24 protein-coding genes are annotated in these 22,090 nt (G+C 47.8%); 14 read left to right on the top strand and 10 right to left on the bottom strand.

The genetic code is table 11. The features are described 5' to 3' along the window. Window positions 1–1,446 carry a DUF2079 domain-containing protein gene (locus tag QUA02_RS00735; protein WP_333024487.1) on the top strand — a complete coding sequence of 482 codons (1,446 nt, stop codon included), beginning with the start codon at window positions 1–3 and terminating at the stop codon, window positions 1,444–1,446. 181 nt (window positions 1,447–1,627) lie between these two features. Here QUA02_RS00735 and cas6 read toward each other — a convergent pair whose 3' ends face one another. Then, a complete protein-coding gene (gene cas6, locus QUA02_RS00740; RefSeq protein WP_333024488.1) occupies window positions 1,628–2,752 on the bottom strand; it encodes a CRISPR-associated endoribonuclease Cas6 in 1,125 nt (374 codons plus the stop codon). Here cas6 and QUA02_RS00745 point away from each other — a divergent pair. The 6 genes from QUA02_RS00745 to QUA02_RS00770 all read left to right on the top strand — a co-directional run bounded on the left by QUA02_RS00745 (window position 2,751) and on the right by QUA02_RS00770 (window position 6,904). Continuing rightward, on the top strand, window positions 2,751–2,894 hold the full coding sequence (locus tag QUA02_RS00745; protein WP_333024490.1) for a hypothetical protein: 144 nt from the start codon (window positions 2,751–2,753) through the stop codon (window positions 2,892–2,894). The two genes, cas6 and QUA02_RS00745, sit on opposite strands and share 2 nt — an antisense overlap. A gap of 158 nt (window positions 2,895–3,052) precedes the next feature. Next, window positions 3,053–3,415, top strand: a complete 363-nt coding sequence (locus QUA02_RS00750) for a ferredoxin-thioredoxin reductase catalytic domain-containing protein (RefSeq protein WP_194012549.1) — start codon at window positions 3,053–3,055, stop codon at window positions 3,413–3,415. A 145-nt stretch (window positions 3,416–3,560) separates the two neighbouring features. Further along, window positions 3,561–3,968, top strand: a complete 408-nt coding sequence (locus QUA02_RS00755; protein WP_333024491.1) for a DUF309 domain-containing protein — start codon at window positions 3,561–3,563, stop codon at window positions 3,966–3,968. 316 nt (window positions 3,969–4,284) lie between these two features. Continuing rightward, a complete protein-coding gene (locus QUA02_RS00760; protein WP_333024493.1) occupies window positions 4,285–4,755 on the top strand; it encodes an LptA/OstA family protein in 471 nt (156 codons plus the stop codon). Window positions 4,756–4,927: 172 nt separating this feature from the next. Further along, the gene (gene lptB, locus QUA02_RS00765) at window positions 4,928–5,656 is read left to right on the top strand and encodes an LPS export ABC transporter ATP-binding protein (protein ID WP_333024494.1); all 729 of its coding nucleotides are present in this window, start codon (window positions 4,928–4,930) and stop codon (window positions 5,654–5,656) included. An 81-nt stretch (window positions 5,657–5,737) separates the two neighbouring features. Next, window positions 5,738–6,904, top strand: a complete 1,167-nt coding sequence (locus QUA02_RS00770; RefSeq protein WP_333024496.1) for an LptF/LptG family permease — start codon at window positions 5,738–5,740, stop codon at window positions 6,902–6,904. 315 nt (window positions 6,905–7,219) lie between these two features. Here QUA02_RS00770 and QUA02_RS00775 read toward each other — a convergent pair whose 3' ends face one another. Further along, entirely contained in the window at window positions 7,220–8,566 is a 1,347-nt protein-coding gene (locus tag QUA02_RS00775) for a hypothetical protein (RefSeq protein ID WP_333024497.1), read from the bottom strand. Window positions 8,567–8,600: 34 nt separating this feature from the next. Then, on the bottom strand, window positions 8,601–8,726 hold the full coding sequence (locus tag QUA02_RS00780) for a hypothetical protein (RefSeq protein ID WP_333024498.1): 126 nt from the start codon (window positions 8,724–8,726) through the stop codon (window positions 8,601–8,603). A 185-nt stretch (window positions 8,727–8,911) separates the two neighbouring features. Here QUA02_RS00780 and pgl point away from each other — a divergent pair, with 185 nt between their 5' ends. The 4 genes from pgl (at window position 8,912) to QUA02_RS00800 (ending at window position 12,039) form a co-directional block, all read left to right on the top strand. Continuing rightward, the gene (gene pgl, locus QUA02_RS00785; RefSeq protein ID WP_333024499.1) at window positions 8,912–9,631 is read left to right on the top strand and encodes a 6-phosphogluconolactonase; all 720 of its coding nucleotides are present in this window, start codon (window positions 8,912–8,914) and stop codon (window positions 9,629–9,631) included. A gap of 193 nt (window positions 9,632–9,824) precedes the next feature. Further along, window positions 9,825–10,670 (top strand): double zinc ribbon and FHA domain-containing protein, encoded by an 846-nt coding sequence (locus QUA02_RS00790; protein ID WP_333024500.1) that lies wholly within the window; start codon window positions 9,825–9,827, stop codon window positions 10,668–10,670. An 82-nt stretch (window positions 10,671–10,752) separates the two neighbouring features. Next, complete coding sequence (locus tag QUA02_RS00795) at window positions 10,753–11,244, top strand: FHA domain-containing protein (protein ID WP_333024501.1); 492 nt, start codon at window positions 10,753–10,755, stop codon at window positions 11,242–11,244. Between the two features lie 57 nt (window positions 11,245–11,301). Beyond that, complete coding sequence (locus tag QUA02_RS00800) at window positions 11,302–12,039, top strand: PRC-barrel domain-containing protein (RefSeq protein ID WP_333024502.1); 738 nt, start codon at window positions 11,302–11,304, stop codon at window positions 12,037–12,039. A gap of 30 nt (window positions 12,040–12,069) precedes the next feature. Here the strand turns inward: QUA02_RS00800 and QUA02_RS00805 are convergent, their stop codons facing one another. Beyond that, window positions 12,070–12,345, bottom strand: coding sequence for a hypothetical protein (locus QUA02_RS00805; protein WP_333024503.1), 276 nt, complete (start codon window positions 12,343–12,345; stop codon window positions 12,070–12,072). A gap of 177 nt (window positions 12,346–12,522) precedes the next feature. Between QUA02_RS00805 and QUA02_RS00810 the strand changes: the two genes are divergently transcribed. Continuing rightward, on the top strand, window positions 12,523–12,975 hold the full coding sequence (locus QUA02_RS00810) for an FHA domain-containing protein (RefSeq protein ID WP_333024506.1): 453 nt from the start codon (window positions 12,523–12,525) through the stop codon (window positions 12,973–12,975). 141 nt (window positions 12,976–13,116) lie between these two features. Here QUA02_RS00810 and QUA02_RS00815 read toward each other — a convergent pair whose 3' ends face one another. Beyond that, window positions 13,117–13,695 carry a DUF1997 domain-containing protein gene (locus QUA02_RS00815; protein WP_333024508.1) on the bottom strand — a complete coding sequence of 193 codons (579 nt, stop codon included), beginning with the start codon at window positions 13,693–13,695 and terminating at the stop codon, window positions 13,117–13,119. A gap of 210 nt (window positions 13,696–13,905) precedes the next feature. Between QUA02_RS00815 and pheA the strand changes: the two genes are divergently transcribed. Both pheA and QUA02_RS00825 read left to right on the top strand, forming a co-directional pair. After that, on the top strand, window positions 13,906–14,832 hold the full coding sequence (gene pheA / locus QUA02_RS00820; RefSeq protein WP_333024510.1) for a prephenate dehydratase: 927 nt from the start codon (window positions 13,906–13,908) through the stop codon (window positions 14,830–14,832). A 50-nt stretch (window positions 14,833–14,882) separates the two neighbouring features. Next, window positions 14,883–15,524: a pentapeptide repeat-containing protein gene (locus QUA02_RS00825; protein WP_333024511.1), complete on the top strand. Its 642-nt coding sequence runs from the start codon at window positions 14,883–14,885 to the stop codon at window positions 15,522–15,524. A 33-nt stretch (window positions 15,525–15,557) separates the two neighbouring features. Here the strand turns inward: QUA02_RS00825 and QUA02_RS00830 are convergent, their stop codons facing one another. From QUA02_RS00830 to fusA, 5 genes are all read right to left on the bottom strand, one after another. Next, window positions 15,558–16,496, bottom strand: coding sequence for a PspA/IM30 family protein (locus QUA02_RS00830; protein WP_333024514.1), 939 nt, complete (start codon window positions 16,494–16,496; stop codon window positions 15,558–15,560). 212 nt (window positions 16,497–16,708) lie between these two features. After that, window positions 16,709–17,350: an LON peptidase substrate-binding domain-containing protein gene (locus QUA02_RS00835; RefSeq protein WP_333024515.1), complete on the bottom strand. Its 642-nt coding sequence runs from the start codon at window positions 17,348–17,350 to the stop codon at window positions 16,709–16,711. A 448-nt stretch (window positions 17,351–17,798) separates the two neighbouring features. Continuing rightward, a complete protein-coding gene (gene rpsJ, locus QUA02_RS00840) occupies window positions 17,799–18,116 on the bottom strand; it encodes a 30S ribosomal protein S10 (protein ID WP_442921454.1) in 318 nt (105 codons plus the stop codon). Between the two features lie 259 nt (window positions 18,117–18,375). Beyond that, on the bottom strand, window positions 18,376–19,605 hold the full coding sequence (gene tuf, locus QUA02_RS00845; RefSeq protein ID WP_333024517.1) for an elongation factor Tu: 1,230 nt from the start codon (window positions 19,603–19,605) through the stop codon (window positions 18,376–18,378). 101 nt (window positions 19,606–19,706) lie between these two features. Beyond that, a complete protein-coding gene (gene fusA / locus QUA02_RS00850) occupies window positions 19,707–21,779 on the bottom strand; it encodes an elongation factor G (RefSeq protein ID WP_333024518.1) in 2,073 nt (690 codons plus the stop codon). Window positions 21,780–22,090 lie beyond the last annotated feature (311 nt).

Consider the following 22,090-nt stretch of genomic DNA (forward strand, 5'->3'; position numbering starts at 1 on the left):
ATGAATAAACTAAACCATTTTAAGCATCTAAAATATTATCCAGTAATTTGGCCGATCGCCCTTTTATCTCTAATATTTTTCCTTTGCAGCAGTATACGGCACGCTTTGTTTGAATCCAACGCTTTTGAACTAGGAATTTACGACCAAGTAGCCTATTTGATCGGTCAGGGACAAACGCCATTTTCCTCATTTCTCGAAATTCACCACATGGGAAATCATGCCGCTTGGGTGATGTATCCTGTGGCTTTGCTTTACAAAATATATCCCGACGTTCATTGGCTGTTGTTAGTGCAAGCAGTTTCCCTAGCATTGGGTGCTTTGCCAGTTTGGAGTTTGGCGCGTCAAGCCGGATTAAATAATAGCATATCTCGAGCGATCGCCTGTATTTACCTCCTCTATCCATTAGTATTTAATGTCAATCTCTTCGACTTCCACCCCGAAGTAATTGCTTTACCAGCACTGCTAGCAGCAATCTTAGCCGCCAGACTCAATAAAACCTTGTGGTTTTGTGCTGCTATTGTATTAGTTTTGAGCTGCAAAGCCGTGCTATCTCTAACTGTGGCTGCGATGGGATTGTGGCTGTTGTGTTTTGACAAAAAACGCAATTGCGGACTCATAGCTCTATTTCTCGGCGCGGGTTGGTTCCTAGTAGCTACTCAGGCAGTTATACCGTATTTTAATCAGGGAAGAGAACACGCGGGAATCGGGCGCTATGGATATTTGGGTCATTCTGTTTTAGGAATAGCTCTTAATTTAATATTGAAACCAAATCTAGTTTTAGGGCGTTTATTTTCATTTGATACTTTTGAATATTTAGCATTATTGATATTGCCTGTAATTTTGTGGCTTTCGCCGCGCCACCTGACGCCTTTAATTAGTGCTGTGCCGATGTTGGCGATGAATATTCTTTCCGATATCCCCGCTCAGCGAGATTTGATTCATCAATATTCTCTTCCAATATTGCCATTTTTGTTGGTTGCAGTAATTTCCAGTTTAGCAGCTAGTAATCAGCAAAAAGGAAAAACAATATTTGATACATTGTCAATTTCTAATTATCCATTGCCTAGAGTTATTTTAATTTGGTCGTTGATTTGTTTCTTAGCTTTAGCGAAATACGGCTATTTTTGGACTATTTATTTAGATTCGCTCGACACTTTGCCAGCTACCAGAGAAGCCCTCGCTCTCGTCAACACAAAAGGCAGTGTTTTAACAACTTCTCACATTGCTCCGCACTTAACGCACCGCCCTGTAGTAAAATTAACTCAGGCTCACGCGCCGCCTGCAAATCTCGCAGAATTTGAGTATGTATTGCTGAACCAGCGCTATCCCGGCTGGATGAGCGATCGAGCTTTTGTCGATAACCTAATAACTAAACTAAAAAATACCCCTCAATTTCAACTAAAATATCAGCGAGACGACATATATCTATTTACTAAGAGTCATTAGTTAGTAGTCATCAGTCAGTAGTCAGCAGTCAGTAGTTACAGCATATTCCACATTTATGAAGTACACCCGCCTATCGTGAGCTTCCCCGTAGGGACACGGCACTGCCGTGTCCCTACACTTCACAAACCTGGAATACGCTGTAACGGTTAACTGTTAACTGTCAACTGTCAACTAATTCGCGCTAATTCTCCACTTTCAAAGCCCTTCTTGCCAACTTCACGTAAGTTTTCACAGTTTCATAAGGCATTTCCAAATCAGCAGCAATATCAAACAAAGATTCCCCCAATTCCCGGCGCGCCAAAATCGTCGCCCAAGTTTCAGTAATCTCAGCAGCGCGACTCCCACCTGTACGCTTTCTGTGCGCCATAAACTTTTCCGTCAATTCATCTATGCGCGCCGCCAATATGCTTTGTATCGACACTTCGGGAAGCGCTTCTGTCAACCATTGCGATCGCGTTTGTCCCAATCCAAAAGTTGTTTTGTGCCCCGTGCCGCAGTAAGGCGCTAATCGCCCTAAAGCATAAAATAATTGTACAAAATCAGGGCGCAATGCGGCCGATCGCCCTAGCCCAAATTCCACAGCCCCAGTGAATCCCGTTACCATGCCTTTTTTGCCCGCCGCTACCTTTTGCGACTCCAATTTGTGGCGACTAATAATTACATTTTCATCAATCCAATTCAGAAATTCTGATTGGTCAAAATTTACCCCCGAAAAGTTATTCCAGCGGCGCAAATAGCTGTGAAAAACATTTTCTGGAACTGGCAGGGGGAAGTGATGGCTTTTGCTGCGAAAGCTTGTAGGAGTCACAAAACTAAGTTTTACAGTTGGCGATAATGGGGGTTCTGCTGTTAGTAATTGCTGGTAAGTTGTGGGAGCAAAAGCAATATCCCAAGAGCGAATTAGCAGCGGAGCATTTCGCAAATCTATCTCTTGGGGCAAATTTTGCAGCCACTGACTCAGCCACTGCACTACTCGCTTGGAAATTCCTGTTACGTACCAGCGATAAATTCGATCGCCCAAAAGTTGAAATTCTTTGCCGCCTGCTCGCAAATCACCTTCCAATCCCGAGATAGTAAAAGCTTTTTCTGACTGCTCGCCGTGCAGAAGTTGCGATAAATCCGGGTCACTTTGCTGCACTTGACCTAAAAACCAAGCGTGCAAACCTATAGCATACTGCGCGTACAGATAGCTAGCAGTACGGGGGGTCAATTCAAACACTAATCCGACTAACTCGGTGTCAGCGGGCCAAATCAGCCCAGAGGAAGGAGATTTTTTGCGGAGGGTGGGGTGCGGGGAAGTTGCCATGAGATGCCAGAAACAGGGACAGCGCTTTGATATTTTATCGGATTTGTATCCCCTTTGGGGGATGATTTTTGAGGGCGATCGATCGCCCCAATCTTTTGGCTGCTCCAAAAACCGGGTGTGCCGCCAGTTTCCCTCCCTGTGAGCGATACAGAAAAATCACTACAAAACCGACAACCTAAAACTAAATTTTTGTCAAGATTTTTCTCCTTGTAAGTAAACAGAAACATACAAGTGTTTAAAATCACATTCTGCGGTACAATTGTTAAAAGCTCGTAGCATCCTCAACTCCGATCCTGAACTATGAACACAACAGAAAAATCTAAACTCTCCAACGAAAAAACTTTGGAGGCGATGAAGAATTTCTCCGAAACCTACGCCAAGCGCACCGGAACTTACTTTTGTTCCGAGCCTTCCGTCACTGCTGTCGTGATAGAAGGACTAGCAAAACACAAGGATGAACTAGGCGCTCCCTTATGCCCTTGTCGCCATTACGAAGATAAAGAAGCCGAAGTAAAAGCCGCCTACTGGAACTGTCCCTGCATTCCCATGCGCGAGCGCAAAGAGTGTCACTGTATGTTATTTCTCACACCAGATAACGATTTCGCTGGAACTAATCAGGAAATAGGAATGGATCAGATTCAAGCTGTCAGAGAGACTATGTAATCGGTTAAGTAGGCGGTCATTAATTGGTAGCAGTTTTGAAAACAAGTCGTTATTTTTCCTATTTTTAAGACTTAGCTATTGAAAAAACGATCGCCGCCTACTCAAACACGCATCCCCAATCCAAAATTCCCCAATCTTCAATCGAATGACAGAGGAAATGCCGATCGAGTTTTGGCAAGGTATCGAACAGTTTAACAGCCAAGATTTTTACGCTTGTCACGATACTTTAGAGGCTTTGTGGATGGAAGCTGGCGAGCCGGAAAAAAGATTTTATCAGGGAATATTGCAAATTGCCGTCGCGCTTTATCACTTAGAAAATCAAAACTGGCGCGGTGCAGTAATCTTGCTGGGAGAAGGAATAAATCGGCTCAGTTATTATCAGCCGAGTTATGTCGGAATTGCTGTTGAAGACTTGCTCGGACAAAGTGCTAAACTTTTGAGCGCTTTGCAACAAGCCGGCCCGGAAGCAGTAGCTAAATTTGTACCGTTGTTCGCAGGTACAGAAGTTGCAGGCTTGCAATTGCCGCGAATTATCAAAGTACCCAAAAGTTAAATAAAGGTTAAATAAATTTTTGTATTAGGGTGTGCAGCAAACTTGGCCTCTACACCGAGGAGGGCTGGCTTTCTGGCCCGCTTCACAAGCAGATTTATTTGCTGTGGAACGAGCATCTTGCCCGTTCGCGGTTAAGACAGTTCCAGCCACTCAGCAAAATAACCAATTAAATTCGCTGTTGTCTTGCTAGGATAATTGGTTGAGACTCTCGGGTCAATCGATCGACCTCACGGGAATCTTTCTGGCCGTTAAGATAAAATACCTAACTGGAGATCGTGCCCTTCAGCAATTTCACAAATTTTGAGGCTCCAAGCTTATGATGCCCTCCGCTAAACTACTCAATTCCCGAATATTCAAAGGATTATCGCTGCTTTTGCCCCTCACTCTGGCAGGTGCGATCGCCTCTCCCACCTACCCGCAAGTCGGACCGCCCCGCACTCTTTCCGTGCGATCGGACATTCAAGAAGCCGACTCCAAAACCGGCATCGTGACAGCCCGCGGCAACGTCCAAATCAACTATCCAGCCCGCCAAATACAAGCAACCGCAGCTCAAGCTCAATACTTCAGCCGCGAGCGCCGGATTATTCTCAGCGGAGACGTTTATGTATTGCAGCAGGGCAACAGCCTGCGCGGCGAAACCATCACATACCTGATCGACGAAGGGCGGTTTATTGCCCTGCCAGACAACCCAGGACAGGTAGAATCGGTCTATCTGGTTGCCCCGGAACAAGATTCAGCAGCCCAAAATGCAGTTGGCTCCCAACGTCCAACTACAGCCCCCCGGTAACAGCGGCTTGCAGCAGCGAAATTTCGCCTCAGCCAAAACATACTACTTGGGATAGATGCGAAATTTCGTCTTTATAAAACTCACAAACTTGAAAAGGTAAAATTTAAATTAGAGACTCGATCGCACAAGCCCGCAGTCTGAAATTTAGCTTGTAGAGGTTGCCGAAGCGAGAATGAAAATTGTACTCGAAAATATTCACAAATCCTACGGAAAACGCCATGTAGTCAGTCGCGTCAACCTTTCCGTAGCCCAAGGAGAAATCGTAGGACTCCTCGGCCCCAACGGTGCCGGCAAAACCACAACATTTTACATAGCAACCGGATTAGAAAAACCCAATCAAGGCACCGTTTGGCTCAACGATTTAGACATCACTAAATTGCCGATGCACAAGCGAGCGCATTTAGGAATAGGCTATCTCGCTCAAGAAGCAAGCATTTTTCGCAACATGAGCGTGCGCGACAACATTTTGTTAGTCCTAGAACAAACTCAAGTGCCGCGCTGGGAATGGAAAGAGCGAGTCGATTTCCTGTTGCAAGAATTTCGCTTAGAAAAAATAGCATCTAGTTTGGGAATTCAAATCTCGGGGGGAGAAAGGCGGCGGACTGAACTGGCGAGAGCCTTAGCCGCTGGGCGAGACGGGCCGATGTTCCTATTTTTAGACGAACCGTTTGCAGGCGTCGATCCGATCGCCGTAGACGAAATTCAAACCATTATTGCCAAACTGCGCGATCGCAAAATCGGCATCCTCATCACCGATCACAACGTCCGAGAAACCCTCGAAATTACCGATCGAGCCTACATCATGCGAGACGGCCAAATTTTAGCCTCCGGGGCTGAAGAAGAACTCTACAGCAATCCTTTAGTGCGGCAGTATTACTTAGGTGATAACTTCGTGCGATAGTCTTTTAAAACCAGAAAGCAGAATTTGAGAATTTAGAATTTTAATTTTAGCTTTAAGAGCAAACTGCAAAAACCTCAAAGTATGAAAATAGCAATATCCAAATCTTTCAATCCCATCAACTGGCTGCCGAGAATTTCGGTAATGGACTGGTATATTACCAAAGAACTAATCGGCCCATTTCTATTTGGCGTCGGGCTCTTTACATCCGTCGCCGTCACAGTGGGAGCCTTATTTGAATTAGTACGCCGAGTAGCAGAATCTGGTCTCCCCTACGGCGCCGCCCTAGAAATTTTTCTGCTGCAAATTCCGTACTTCGTAGTATTGGCTTTCCCGATGTCAATGCTGCTAGCAACCTTAATGGCCTACAGCCGAATGTCCAGCGACAGCGAACTCATCGCCCTCCGCAGTTGCGGAGTTAGCGTTTACCGATTAATACTGCCCGCAGTGATTATGAGTTTAATTGTTGCCGGCTTCACCTTTGGTTTGCAAGAGTTAGTCGTACCCGCCGCCAGCTACAGAGCTACTGTGACTTTAGACAGAGCCATGAAGCGAGAAAAACCCACATTTCAAGATAGAAATATTATCTACACAGAATTTCGCAAACCAGAAAAAGGCGGCGACGAAACCCTGGCCCGCTTTTTTTATGCAGAACAATTTGACGGTCAGCGAATGAAAGGTTTAACAATTATCGATCGCTCCACCCCAGGCCTCAATCAAATCGTTTCTTCAGAATCAGCTACTTGGAATCCCTCAGAAAACACCTGGGATTTTTTCAACGGAACCGCTTATATAGTAGCTCCTGATGGCTCTTACCGCAATATAGTTAGGTTTCAACACCAGCAGTTGCAGCTCCCCCGCACACCTTTAGATTTAGCTGCGAGAGTGCGGGATTTCAAGGAAATGAACATTGCCCAAGCGTCTGAGCGTTTGGATATCATTAAGAACAGCGGCGACGAGCCGCAAATTCGCAAATTAAAGGTGCGAATTCAAGAAAAATATGCTTTTCCTTTCGTGTGCATGGTATTTGGTTTAGTGGGAGCAGCTTTGGGAACTCAACCGCGCCGCTCCGGCAGAGGAACGAGTTTTGGTATTAGCGTAGTTGTGATTTTTACTTACTATGTATTTTCTTTCATCACCAGTTCTATGGGCGTGAAAGCTGTTTTGACTCCGATTCTGTCGGCTTGGCTGCCGATAATGTTTGGCTTGGGAATCGGGGGATTGTTGTTGGCGCGGGCCGCCTCTAGGTAAGTTTTACCAATAACATTGGGAATGGGTAATTGGGAATGAGTAATTGGTAATATATAGCCTTTCTCAGTAACATGAGGTGATCTCGCGGGCATAGGGCATAGGGCATAGGGAATAGGGCATAGGGTTCCGTGGGCATCAGTTGCGAGCGGTGTGTACCTCATTTTATTGAGAACCGCTATAGCAGATTGCAAGTTTATGAAGTACACCGATCGATCCCCCTAGGGACACGGCCCGAGTGCGGTGTCCCTACAAGGGCTATGTACCTTACTTACCACCAAAAGTGCTGTATCGTTTTTGTTGCCGAACTTCCTTCCTTTAAGGATTAGAAAAAGTATTGATTTCGCCGCCGCCAATGTAGCGTCCCGGAGTCAGGGAGCGGGGTGTAGAAAAAGGTTGCGGTTGAATTGGCTGCCCGCCCCGATCGGTGTTTTGGGGAACCGCTCCAAAGTTCGGCCCGCCCGGTAAATTGAGCTGACTCGATTGAGGTGTTTGAAACTGAGAATTCGCTGAATTGGGAGAGAATTGAGGGCTAATTATCTTGCTTGGGCCAATCCCATTCCTCCCGGGGGAGGGAAGTAGCAGTATTGGCGAAGGTGTGGCGACTGGAAGTGCCCCTGATGCAGCTTCCGGTGTCAAGCCGGAACCGGACAAATTAGTTTGGTAGGGATTTTTTGGCAAAGCTACAGTCGCAGGGCTGGCATTAATTTCCGGGAGGCTCGGTACTCTGGAATTTAACCCGGAAAATGATTCAGGGGCTGTAGCTGCCGGGTTTAAGAATTGTTGAGATTCGCTGATAATAGTATTTGTGGGAGCCAAAGGTGAGGGAAGTGCTTCGGGAACATTCACAGGATTTGCTCCAGCTTGAGCTGTAGTCGTCGTTGGGAGCGAATTTGCCGGATTTGCCCCAGCAGAAGTGGAAGCCGGTCGATCGAGCAATTGAACTGAGTTTGCAGTTTTCTGAGCCGCCGTTGGCGAAGTGTTAGCCGGGACGTATTTTTTCATAGCTGCTTGCAGCGGACTCAAAGGCAGAGGATTTTCGTTTTGTTTGCCTGAATTAGCACCGCTCGACGCCTGGGATAAAGTTGCTGTCGCTGTACTCCCAGACTCAGGCTCGATCGTTTTTATCCCGGAAATCAGTCCCCCACTGCCAGATAAACTGGGAGCTGATATCGCGTTTGAACTTGGCAAGCTGGAATTTTGGGGGTTATTGTTTGCAGCCCCGACAGCAGGATTTGCTAAATTTGGCAAGGGCAAAAATCTGCTGCGCGTCGCAGGATTGGGGGCTGAAGATAGCTGCGGAATTTCCTCGCCGCCAGCGCGAATTTCGTCGAATAAACCTTTGCCTTTGACTACTGATGAATTTAACAACTTCTGTTCCGAATTAGAGCTATTGAACTGATTGACTAGCACCGGTAAGCTGTCGATTTCAGCCGCAATGGCGCTATCCTCAGCAGACAGCCCCGGGAGCGAAGCTGGATTGTTTGAGGCTGCTACTTCTTCGCCATCTATGCTCAACCTGTCTGGATGTACGGACACTTCCCAGATAAATAACCCCCCCGCACACAGCACGGTTAGCGGTGCCCAAACCGCTGGTTGCATCCAGTGGCGCAACCGCGCTATCAGATAGCGGACAGATGTAGGGAATCGCTTAAAACTTGACATAGTTTTGCTTCCATCCGAGCGTGCGGACTTAAAACTATTTTTCGTAGTCTACCACATCAATCTCGATCGTTTTTGCTGTCGCGGGGTAAATGCGATCGGGCAATTGAATTAAAAGTTGCCACAGAAAGATCGATGCAACAGGTGAATATATATCAAGCACTGGTAGAAATATGTGTTGCTTTCCTCAAATGAAGGGGCATAAGATGATAAAATCTGACTTGACGCGGTGCCCGGCCTGCCGAGCGTGTCAGCCGATCGACCTCAAAACAAAATGTCAAGGCAAAATGTCAAGGAAAAATTGGCAATTGCCCAGAACAACACCCAACGAAAGTTAAGAGGAAATTGATGAAAAAAGTAGTAGAAGTATTAGCAAATCGAGAAGCACTAATAGATCGATCGCTGGCGGTAGTCCTGTCGAAAATCGCCGCAGCCATAGCAGAACGCGGAGTTTGTACGATCGCCGCAGCGGGCGGAAGCACACCTGAACCGCTCTACAGAGCGCTCTGTACCCAAGACCTGCCTTGGGACAAAATTCACGTTTTCTGGGGCGACGAACGCTACGTTCCGCCAGAACACCCGGACAGCAATCAAAAAATGGCGCGCCTCGCCTGGATCGATCGAGTAAACATCCCCGCCAGCAACATCCACCCCATGCCCACAGGCGCCGGCGACCCCGCAGCCGACGCCGAGGCGTACCAAACCGAATTGCAGCAGTTCTTCAAAGTATCCGACAGCGAGTTTCCCGCGATCGACATCATTTTGTTGGGCATAGGGGACGACGCCCACACAGCCTCTCTATTTCCCGGCACAGCAGCCTTGCAAGTCCGCGACGCCCTAGTAACTGTCGGCAACAAAGACGGCCAACCCCGCATCACCTTTACAATCCCCTTAATTAACAAAGCTCGGTGCGTCATCTTCATGGTGGCAGGAGCCAGCAAACAACCCGCCCTCGCTCAAATTTTTGCCCCCGCAGCCGACGAAATGACCTATCCAGCCAGACTCGTTCAACCAGAGGGCGAACTTTGGTGGCTGCTCGATGCGGCTGCTGGCTCCTCAGTAAAATAGCCGAGAGAGTCTCTCCGGTCAACACAGTCAGCACTATCACTAACTTAATCTTGCCCGTCACGGCACTGCTGTCAGTTGCTAGTATTAGCGAAGCAGTATAAGAATTGCAGCGGTTAAAGTTAAAATTTGACCATATACACGACTATTTTTATGAGGCTGATTGGAAAATCTGGCCGATAGCAAGGAGAAATCGATGATTGTCTGTCCCAATTGCAATCACCAGAACCCCGACGGGGCCAGCCAGTGTGAGGCTTGCTACACGCCTTTACCAGTTACCGCAACTTGCTCGAATTGCGGTGCAGCGGTTCAGACAGATGCAGCATTTTGCGGTCAGTGCGGCTTTAACTTGCGTCCGGGTTCCTACGTTCCAGAACTTGAGTTGACAGTACCGTCAGCCTCGTCTGTGGGCCCCACAGTGGTATCGCCACCGGCGCCGGAGTTAGCGCAAACCGAACCACTGATGGCAATGGAACCTGTAGTTACCCCAAATAACGGGCCGAACACCGAACCCCCGATGGCAATGGAACCTGTAGTTACCCCAAATAACGGGCCGAACTTGGAAAAAACTCCCGCCACCATGAGTGCGATTCCAGATCCCCCGCCTTTGCCCTCGGTTCCTGTTACAACTGAATCGGTGGCAACAGCAGTAAATACCTCTCCCCCGGTTCCCGGCCTACAGCCAGCGGGTGTAGCTAAAACTCAACTGCAACAGCAGTCGGCGCGCCTGCTACACGTTCAGACAAATACGCCGATGGAATTGCCTCACAGTCTGTCTGTGGTTCACATAGGCAAGCCAAATGACTTAGTGCCGCCGGATATTGATGTTTCCGGATTTGCTAATTCTGAGATAGTTTCTCGGGTACACGCCAATGTCCGGGTGGAGGGAGATGCTTGCTACCTAGAAGATGTAGGCAGTTCCAACGGCACTTACGTCAACAATACTCCCCTGCCCAAGGGAAACCGACACCGGTTGCGACCGGGAGACCGCATCTCTCTGGGCAAAGGTGACCTGGTTACTTTTCTATTTCAAATCTCTTAGATCGAGTTTGGATTGGGCGATCGAAAGTCTAAAATCTAAAATCGCATCTTGAGGCGCTCTACCAAAACTTAATGCTGCCAATGTGATTAAGCTGACCTTGCTACATCCACTCCAGTCTATACCCGTCCGCAGTTGGATCTTTGAAGACCAACAGGTCGTCCGGATCGGGCGCTCGACCGAAAACCACGTCGTTCTTTTTAGCGCTGTGGTTTCTCGTCGCCACATCGAATTGCGGCGCAGCGGCATAACTTGGGAACTGATCAATTTAGGTACCAACGGCACTTACCTCGATGGTAAGCCGATCGCTAAGGTTCCCGTGGTGGACGGTCTGATCGTTCACTTGGCTCGCTCGGGCCCGAAAATTCAAATCAATGTCGGCCCGAATCAGTCCTCAGCCCAGTTAGGACAAACTAGCGTCAAGCCAAGGGATGCTAAGGCAGTTCACGCTCCCTCCGGGGGCGCGCTCCTGAGCACGATTCCTGTTCCCGAACAAAAAGAAGTTGGCTCTTCCAGGGAAGAGGATGAGTTAACGGAGGCAGAAAATACTCGCCCTTATTCGGAAGAAGAATATTAAATCGGCATCTTTGGACGATCGACATTTTACGCATGGCGGCACTCAGGAGTTTATTTTATGAGTACATCACAACAACAGATTGTTAAACGCAGCGAACTGCTCAACCGCCGCACGATCGACCGCAGAACGGCGGAAGAAGTCGGCAGGGTAGATCGGCTTTGGCTGGATGCTCACTCCCAGCGGGCGATCGGCTTTACTTGCAAGTCGGGACTTTTGGGTAGCAAAAAAACTTGGTTCGCTTGGGCCCAAGTTGATACGGTGGGCGAAAATGTTTTTGTCACCATTAACCCGGAACTGCCGGAATTGCATCAGCCGGAACAAGCTGTTTGTCCGATCGGGCTTGAGGTGCTCACCGACGCTGGGAATAAGGCAGGTACGGTGGTTGACTACCTATTTGATGTTCGGACTGGTTCAGTGACCGATTACCTGTTTTCTTCGAGCGGCTGGCGCGGCGTTTTAGACGGGATTTACTTGTTGCCGGTGTCAGCTATTTCGACGATCGGCAGCAAGCGGGCGATCGTGTCTGAGGCTGCTGTATCCGAGCCCCAGCAGTACGCGGAGGGACTGCACAAAAAAGTCGGTCAGGTAGCAGAGTTTTTACACGAAGATTTCGATAGAACTCTCAAAAATGTGGCAGGCGTCAAGCGGAACGCTCGCAGTCTGGCGGAAAAACTCCAAGATAAAGCTCTAGAAGTTAGGGATGTAGCTCAAGAAAAAGTGGCAGAGTTGAAGCGGCAAAGGCATGAATCTGCACCGCCAGAGCCGCGGGAGCCACCAGAGTCGGATTTGCTCTGAACTGCGGGCTTCGGGATCATCGCCCTGCGACTAATTGCCGATCTCATTTTTGGGGCGGCGCGCGCCGGAAAGGTCGGTATTTTTAGTGTATGAGATTGAGGCTTTCTCGCTCAAAATTCCACTGCTAATCAAAGCATTGTATTTTAAAGATATCGGATCGATAAGGAAAATGTTAGCAACTCCAAAAGACCTATGCTGTTTGATACAACTCACATCTTGCACCGTTGTTAATAAGCCTTTTACAGGCGGGCAGGATGCCCAACCCCTACTCCCCGCAAAAAAATCTACTCTTTGTAGACCAGGCATCTTGCCTATTCTTGAGAATGTTGCCAGATGTGAGATACAACCAACAAGGATTTTATCTAGAGGGAGTAGCAGTGCAGTTACAACGCTTTTAAGAATTAATTTATTTGCGGTTTTATCCCAAAAAGTCTATATTGAATTATCCCCGTTTCTGTCTGGCGGCGGAGTGTCAAAACATCAGTGATTACCTTAACTCTGCTACATCCTATCCAGTCTGTCCCGGTTCAAAATTGGTGTTTTGAATCCGAATCGGTGGTTCGGATAGGTCGATCGAACGACAATGATGTAATTATTTACAGCGCTGTAGTTTCCCGCCATCACGTAGAGCTGTGGAATCACGCTTCGGGCTGGGAAATTATTAATTTTGGCGCTAACGGCACTTATGTAGATGATAAACCGATCGCTCAGGTGTCAGTGTCTGACGGGATGACGATTCGCTTGGGCAATTCCGGGCCAAAAATCCGGATTGGGGTGGGCGCGACGAACCAACCGGGCCCAATAACCGGGACACCGCAGCGCGAACTCCGCCAAAAGGACGAAGTTTCAAAAGACAGGTCAACTGCTTGGTCTGTGGGTGTGGGAATTATCGAAGACTATGAAGAGGCAGCGCTGACTCAAATCGATATTGACTGACCGGTCGCTATCTATGCCTGCGGGCAAACTCAAACAAAACTCAGGGTGCGCAATTCCATCGTCTAACTAATATCTGGGCAATTCCACTAATTTTTGGCCAAATATGCCGATAAATTAATTAACAGCTTCTCTGGTAATATCTCAACCTTCTACAGATAAGATTTGGGGGATATCGCTTGATATTACCTCAGTTTCGCTGTTTGCCCACCGGCGGTAATCCGAGAGCAACTGGTACATCAACCGCTGTTTGACGCTCAGCAGTACGCTCTTGAGCAAACCGTTGCCCGTTGCTTCTAAAATCGGTTTGGGCGTCAGCCAAAACGGCGGCGGTAACTCTACTTGCACTTCCAAATCCGCTTTTCCTTTCAAGTACGTTACCCCGCTGCTTTGGTGCGCGCAAAGCTTTCCTTTGAGATTGAGAGCAAAGCGATCGTTTACATAACCCACGCCGAGAATTTCGCAGGCGACGGACTCCAAATTGATTGTGCCGTCCGACTGTGCCCATACCCTCATATCTACTGTGGGTTGAATGCTCAGCATCATAAATTGTAACGGCCGCATTTTCAGGCGGAAACAGTCATCGCTTAGTTGCTCTGTGCGAGTTCGATCGACTAGGGCGTTCACCAGTCGCCTCGGCTGGCGCAGATAATGTTGAATGGGAACCCGTTCATCTGGTACGGCGAGCTCAACGGATTGGGAAGAATTCAAGCGGATATACATGAGAAGATATCAAAGTAGAGGATTCGTAAGCATATCTTAATAAACTATCACCTTTTTAAGGTGATATAAGTCGGCGCACTAACTCACGCACTCCCCCACTGTCATCCGAGAAATAACGGATAAAAGCTTTCGGGACTCAAGCTAATTTTTTCATCATACTTCCTAGCTGATGAAAGGAAAGCAAACAGTTGTAACGTAAAATTACTGATAATGAAAATTTCGATCGCACATCTGGGCCCTATAGGTACTTATGCAGAAACAGCCGCTCTGGCTTATGTCAAGTGGTTGAGCCAAGAAACTAACTTTGAATGCACCCTGTGTCCTTATTCCACCATTTCTCAGGCGCTAGAGGCATCTGCCTCTGGGCTGGTTGACTGTTCCATTGTGCCGGTGGAAAATTCAATCGAAGGTAGCGTGACTGTCACCCTAGATACCCTGTGGCGGCTGGATGCACTGCGAATTAAACACGCCTTGGTTTTGCCGATTTCCCACGCACTGCTGTCAAATGCTCAAAGTTTTAACAAGATTCAAAAAGTTTACTCTCACCCGCAAGCGCTAGCTCAGTGTCAGTTGTGGTTGAGCCAATTTATCCCGGCGGCTGAGTTGATTCCGGCGAATTCAACAACGGAAGCGTTGCAGTACCTGGAAGATAGAAGTATAGCGGTAATCTCTGCCCCAAGAGCCGCAGAACTCTACAATTTGCCCGTGCTCGCTCACCCGATTAATGATTATCCCGACAATTACACTCGATTTTGGGTACTCGGCCCGGATGCCGGAAAACTGGGCAACACACCACAAGCAGACGGCTCATCAATTACATCCGCCACCAAACCAACGGCTAACTCGCACCCCGATGCAACGCCATCGAATTGCACTCACACGTCACTAGCTTTTAGCGTACCTGCCAATATGCCGGGGACACTGGTAAAACCTTTGCAAGTATTTGCCAGTCGCGGTATTAATTTAAGTCGCATTGAATCTCGGCCGACTAAGCGATCGCTCGGAGAGTATATTTTCTTTATGGACGTTGAAGCCGATGTTTGCTCTCCATTAGTTCGCGAGGCACTAGAAGAGTTAAAAAATCACACTGAAACTTTAAAAATCTTTGGTGGATACGCATTACTGTCAGTAGTATAATTTTTAATCATGTAGTATATTTCCAAGTAAAAACTTAGGAGGCTGGCGAGATGGATGCTGATGAACTTCTCAAGCGATACGCAGCCGGAGAAAGAAATTTTCACGAAGCTAATTTGGTAGGCGCTTCCCTGCCCGAAGCTTTCCTAAGTCATATTGGCCTCGTTTGTGCCAACTTGAAAGACGTAAACTTCGCTTCGGCAGACCTGAGTTGGGCTAAATTAATGGGTGCAAACCTCGATAGTGCTTGTCTGCTGCTGGCAGACCTAAATGGGGCTGACTTGAGCCGAGCAAATCTAACTCGTGCCAAATTAACAGGGGCCGATCTGATTCAAGCACAGTTACAAAACGCAAACTTGGGGGACACTAAAATGATCGGTGTCAACTTGAGCGGGGCAAACTTGTATATGGCAAACCTGATGGAAGCCAACTTAATCGATGCTTGCTTGGACGAAGCCGACCTCGAAAAAGCAAATCTCAGCGAGGTAAAACTGCGGGGCGCGAGTCTGAGAAAAGCTAACTTGAAAGGTGCATTTTTATGTGAGAGTAACCTTCAGGGTGCTGACTTGAGTGAAGCTGATTTGCGGGGTGCTAATTTGAGCGGTGCCTTTTTGTGCGGTGCCAACCTCGAAGGCGCTAAGCTAGAGGGGGCGATTTTAAGCGGGGCCATACAGTTTTGCATCAGACTTGTCTGACATCGAGCAGTATATACGCGCCGAATCTGACAACTAAGGACTGAAAAATATAGTATTCATTTGACTGAAAGTGCAGTTAATTTGCTCCTGTACCTTAGCAAAATGAAGCTGCATCTTTAGTATCTCTTTCTTAGAATTAGCTTCAGCAATCTTACTTTCCAAAGCTAGCAAGTTGCGGTTGAGAGTTTCTACTCGCACAGTTTGGTCGTCTAAGTCAATTTTTATTTCTGCCGCCTTATCGAATTGAATCTGCTTGCGAACCAAGGCGAGGCGAACTGAACTTTCATCCTCTTTCTGAAGTCCTAGCAAAGCTCGCTGATGCCACTGATTGGCTTGAGATTCAGCTTGATTGTACTGCCACTGAATGCGCAGTTGGGCGGAAATCGCGCTGCCAACAGCCTGACGCAGTTCTTTGAGAGGTTCCTGAATTTCTAATATTAACAAATCCCAAAGATTCATCAGTTCGCTGGTAAATTCTTCGCGCTCTACAGAGGCTACCAATGCTTCTAACAGCAACACATTTGGTTGTATCTGCTGCGTAATTGTCTCAAATATTAACTGTGCTTCGGACAATTGCCGATCGCTATTTTTTTCTGAGACTGCACCGGGTAAGTGCTCTAATATTTTTTGAGTGCTGTCTCTCTGGGCTTCTGAATCTGAACTTGCAGGTACAAAGGCTTGTAATTTTTCGCGGGCGATCGCACTTAGCCTTTGTCGCAGCAAGTCGCCGGCCGCCCGCTGCACTGGCCCTGTTTCGCTTTGACAAATCTTGATGACTATTTTTAAGCCTGCATCGCCGTAATTCAAGGTTTCCTTCAGGGCGGCAATGCGATGTTCGCTGACAGAACTCGACAGCCGGTGTTTAACTCCTGCTAGTCCGCCGAGCACGACACCGCCCACAGGAGGCGGCAGTTGACCGCCTCTAACTGCATCGTATGGTTTCGGTCGATCGAGATTTTCTAACACAAGCATCTACTGCTATAAAGAACCTATCCGAACCTGTTTGAAGTTAAGGATTAAACAGATACGAGTTCCCAAAAATAATGGAACTGTAGGCCCGCGATCCAAACCCTTAGTTCATCAGTCAATCTAAAATCTAAAATCTAAAATCTAAAATCAAATGATTTGTGTGTAATTCTTGCTTCAATGCAGGCAAAACCGATCGGGCTTTTTGCCTGCGCTGGCTATTTGAGCGTATCTTTAAGTACAGTCCTCGCTGCCAAGTGATTGCGAGTAGAAGTCAAAATTTCGGTTTCGCGTTCCAATCTCGCAGCAGTATCTTGCAATTCTAATAGAGTTTGCTGTTCTGTCGCTGCACCGTAAAGGTAGCTGGCTACCCAGTAGGACAATTCTGTGGGCAAACTGGGAATGTCTTCCGGGAGGTCGATCGGCTGATCCATCAATTTGCTAGAGAGGCGAACTACATCTCGAAGCAGTTGTTCGACATCTTTTCCCAAAGATCGGAGGTCTTTTTGCGGCGGTTCGTCTTCAATCCACTCTACCAGACCGACTAAATAAGGTTTTTCCCGAACGGCGTCCAGGACTCGGAACCGTTGCTGGCCGAGAGTCATAATTTTCATGCGATCGTCGGGCAGGCGCTGGCAGTGAATCACTTCGGCGCAACAGCCAACGGCAGAGACTTTGTTTTGGTTGGGGTCCCACATGAGCACACCGAAACGGCGATCGCCCTCCAGAATCGTGTTCATCATGATTCGATAGCGAAACTCGAAGATTTGCAGCGGCAGCGGTCTACCTGGAAATAGAACCACTTCCGGCAACGGAAATAAGGGGAGTTCGCGAACTGCTACAGAGGAAGAGGATGCCATTGTCGCTCAAAAGTGACGGTACTTGCGCTTCTTTTTCTTACTTTAACTGATTAAAGGCAATTCCGGGGCAGGAGCGATCGGGCTTTTGCGACGCGGATTCGATCGAGCGATCCCGATCGCCCGTGCTGGCAGCTTGACAAAGCCGTCATTTCGTCAAAATGCTAAATATACCTTTTTGATTAATTAAGTGATGCTGAAGGCGATGATAGCGACTGCTAAAGGAGCTTTTGTGTAGCTATCGCCCCTTAATTAAGAAGAATTATTTAAGTTCGCGCCGGAGCAGAAATTATTGTTGATTACTGACTAATAACGAATAACTAATAACTCCTGACCCATGACTAATAACGAATAACTAATAATACTGACTGCTGACTATCAACTTTCAGCAAAAAGAAGGAACAATGTATTTTTCCATTGTTCCTTCTTTCCGAGTTTCCGATGTGTCAATCTACAGCTTGACTTCGATATCTACGCCGGCTGGCAAATCCAGTTTCATCAAAGCGTCAATTGTTTTGGCCGAAGGCTGGTGAATGTCAATAATTCGGCGGTGCGTGCGGGTTTCAAAGTGTTCGCGAGAATCTTTGTCTACGTGGGGCGATCGCAGCAAGCAGTAAATCCGCCGTTTTGTCGGTAGGGGAATCGGGCCGATCGCAGTGGCGGCTGTCCGATTTGCTGTATCTACAATCTTTTCGCAGGATGCGTCTAGAATGCGCCGATCGAAAGCTTTGAGGCGAATGCGAATTTTTTGTTGTGGGATAGCTGCCATTTTTGTTTCTTTAATTTTCTAGGTTCAGTTTATTTTTAGTCATTAGTTATTAGTTATTAGTTATTAGTCATTAGTTATTAGTCATTAGTTATTAGTCATTAGTTATTGAACATTGAATCAATAACCACTAACAACTGACCGCTAACAACTGACAACTGACCGCTAACAACTGACAACTGACCACTAACAACTGACTAAATAGCAGAAAAGCCTATTGACATTTGGCGGCTTTTCTGCTATTTAGGCTGTTATCGGAGTCCTACTTGAGGATTTTGGAAACAACGCCGGCGCCGACGGTGCGGCCGCCTTCGCGGATAGCGAAGCGCATTCCTTGTTCGATCGCGATCGGGTGGATCAGTTCAACTGTCATTTTGATCCGGTCACCGGGCATCACCATTTCAGCTTCCGTGCCGTCGTCAGCAGTGAACTGTTTGATCGTACCAGTTACATCCGTCGTGCGGACGTAGAACTGAGGGCGGTAGCCCGAGAAAAATGGCGTGTGACGGCCGCCTTCTTCCTTTTTGAGGATGTACACTTCAGATTCAAACTGAGTGTGAGGCAAGATGCTCTTCGGCTTGGCAATCACCATGCCTCTTTCAATATCCGCCTTTAAAATCCCCCTCAGAAGTAGACCCACGTTATCGCCGGCCAAGCCTTCGTCCAAGGACTTGGTGAACATTTCCACACCAGTCACCGTAGTGCTGCGAGTGTCCTTAAGCCCAATCACTTCGACGTTTTCGCCGACTTTGACTGTGCCGCGCTCAATCCGGCCAGTAGCAACAGTACCCCGACCAGTAATCGAGAATACGTCTTCAACTGCCATCAAGAAGGGCTTGTCAACTTCGCGTTCTGGAGTAGGGATGTAAGTATCCACTGCTTCCATGAGTGCGTAAATCTTGTCAATCCAGGGATTCTCGCCCTTTACAGCCTTGGGATTGGCAGCCATCGCTTCGAGAGCTTTCAATCCCGAACCAGTCACGATTGGGATATCATCGCCTGGGAAATCGTAAGAGCTCAGAAGTTCGCGAACTTCCAGTTCCACCAATTCCAAAAGTTCTGCGTCATCTACCATGTCTTCCTTGTTCAAGAAAACAACCAAGCTGGGAACGCCAACTTGCTTAGCTAGCAGGATGTGTTCGCGAGTTTGAGGCATGGGGCCGTCTGCCGCTGACACTACTAGGATGCCGCCGTCCATTTGAGCCGCACCGGTGATCATGTTTTTCACATAGTCAGCGTGTCCGGGACAATCAACGTGGGCATAGTGCCGACTGGTGGTTTCGTATTCGACGTGAGCAGTATTAATCGTAATACCCCGCGCTTTTTCTTCAGGCGCGGCGTCGATTTCGTCGTACTTCTTACCCTTAGCCTGACCTAATGCTGAAAGAGTCATCGTAATCGCGGCGGTCAAAGTTGTTTTGCCGTGGTCAACGTGACCGATCGTGCCGATGTTTACGTGGGGTTTATTCCGTTCAAATTTTGCGCGTGCCATTCTCGATCTGTTCCTTGTTTTTTTTAGCGATTTTAGACTTGAGATTTTAGATTCTAGATTTTGGATTCAATCCAAAATCCAAAATCTAAAATCTAAAATCATTAGTTCCCTTTGTTCTTAGCGATGATGGCTTCAGCCACATTTCGCGGCACTTCTTCGTAATGGCTGAATTCCATTGTGAAGATGCCTCGACCTTGGGTTTTCGAGCGGATGTCAGTAGCGTAACCAAACATTTCTGCTAGTGGAACCTTTACAGAAACTTTGGCAATTCCCTGATCCGTCTCTTGACCCTCGATCTGACCCCGACGCGAGTTGAGGTCGCCGATGACGTTCCCGATGTAATCTTCGGGAACTTCAACCTCTACTTTCATCATAGGCTCTAGCAGCACTGGCGACGCCTTCATCACGGCTTCTTTGATCGCCATTGAACCCGCGATCTTAAATGCCATTTCTGAAGAGTCTACGTCGTGGAAAGACCCGTCTACCATAGTAGCTTTGAGGTCGATCACGGGATATCCTGCTACAATACCTGATTCGCAGGCTTCTTTCATCCCTTGTTCTGCCGGGCCGATGTACTCTTTGGGTACAGTGCCGCCGACAATTTTGGAGACAAATTCAAAGCCGGTTCCCACTTCGGTGGGTTCTAGTTCGATCACGACGTGACCGTACTGACCTTTACCGCCACTTTGGCGGATAAATTTACCTTCGGCGCGGACGGATTTGCGAATGGTTTCGCGGTAGGCTACTTGTGGCTGACCCACGTTGGCTTCTACTTTGAATTCCCGCAGCATTCTGTCTACCAAAATTTCCAGGTGAAGTTCGCCCATACCGGCGATGACTGTCTGGTTAGTTTCTGGGTCAACGTTGACTCGGAAGGTGGGGTCTTCTTCCGAGAGCGACTGGAGGGCTTTGGAGAGCTTCTCCATGTCTTGTTTGGTTTTGGGTTCCACAGCGACAGAGATGACTGGTTCGGGAATGAACAGGGACTCCAGAATCACTTCCGAGCCTTCTTCACAGATGGTATCGCCTGTGAAGGTGTCTTTCAGACCCAAGGCTGCTCCCAAGTCTCCGGCGCGGAGTTCGTCTACTTCTATCCGATCGTCCGCTTTTAGTACAATTAGGCGAGAAACCCGCTCTTTTTTGTCTTTGGTGGAGTTTAGGACGTAGCTACCTTTTTTGAGGATACCGGAGTAGACGCGAACGAAGGTCAGGCGGCCGTAGGGGTCGGCCATGATTTTGAATGCCAAAGCTGACAGGGGGGCGTTGTCGTCGGCAAACCGTTCTGCTGTCTCGCCGTTGGGCAGGAGTCCTTGAATTGGGGGAACTTCCAAGGGCGACGGCAGATAGTCTATCACTCCATCCAACAAAAGCTGAACGCCTTTGTTTTTGAAGGCCGAACCGCACAGCATGGGGACGATCGTACCTTCGACAGTACCGTGACGCAGGGCTGAGCGGATTTCGTCTTCCGTTAGTTCTACGCCTTCGAGATATTTCTGAGTGAGGGCGTCGCTGGTTTCTGCTACGGACTCGATCAGCTTGGTTCGGTATTCTACTGCTAGATCCTTTACTTCATCGGGGATTTCTACTTCCTCGATATCGGTGCCGGTGTTGTTCTTGTAGATATAGGCTTTCATTTGCACTAAGTCTACAATTCCCCGGAAGTTTTCTTCGCTGCCGATCGGGATTTGGATGGGTACGGCGTTCGCTCTCATCCGATCGCAAATTTGAGCATAGACCTTATAGAAGTTCGCGCCCATCCGATCCATTTTGTTGACAAACACGATCCGTGGTACTTTGTACCGATCGGCTTGCCGCCAAACTGTTTCTGATTGTGGCTGCACTCCGCCTACCGAGCAGAATACTGCGATCACTCCGTCAAGCACTCGCATGGAGCGTTCTACTTCGATCGTGAAGTCTACGTGTCCGGGAGTGTCAATGATGTTGATTTTGTGATCTTTCCAACTGGTGGTGATAGCAGCGGCAGTAATCGTAATTCCACGCTCTCGCTCTTGCGCCATCGTGTCCATAGTTGTTGTTCCATCGTGCACTTCACCCATTTTGTGAACCATGCCTGAATAGAACAGAATTCTTTCTGTTGTTGTTGTTTTGCCCGCGTCAATGTGGGCGGCGATGCCGATGTTGCGAGTTTTTTCTAGCGGGACGATACGTACCACAGCTACCTCCTGGGAGTTTTTGTTGCTATAATACAACTATACTACATAATGACTTTGTTTGCCGTCGCTACCGACTTAAAACATAAGTATATGGAGCCTATTGTTACATTTTAATACTTTTTGCAAGATTTGTTCACAAAAATATTAAGGATGTGGCATTGGCGATCGAGAGAATACGTGAGTTTTGAGTTTTGAGGAAGGCAGTTTTTGATTGGCCCTGTGGGCAGTGCTGCCAGTCGAAATGCAATCTCAATACTCAAAACTTAAAGTGTCAAATCCCTCGCCTGTGCTTTTATACCACAGGCTCGCTC

Source organism: Microcoleus pseudofavosus SVA1_A4 (genome assembly GCF_036700565.1).
Taxonomy (GTDB): Bacteria; Cyanobacteriota; Cyanobacteriia; order Cyanobacteriales; family Microcoleaceae; genus Microcoleus.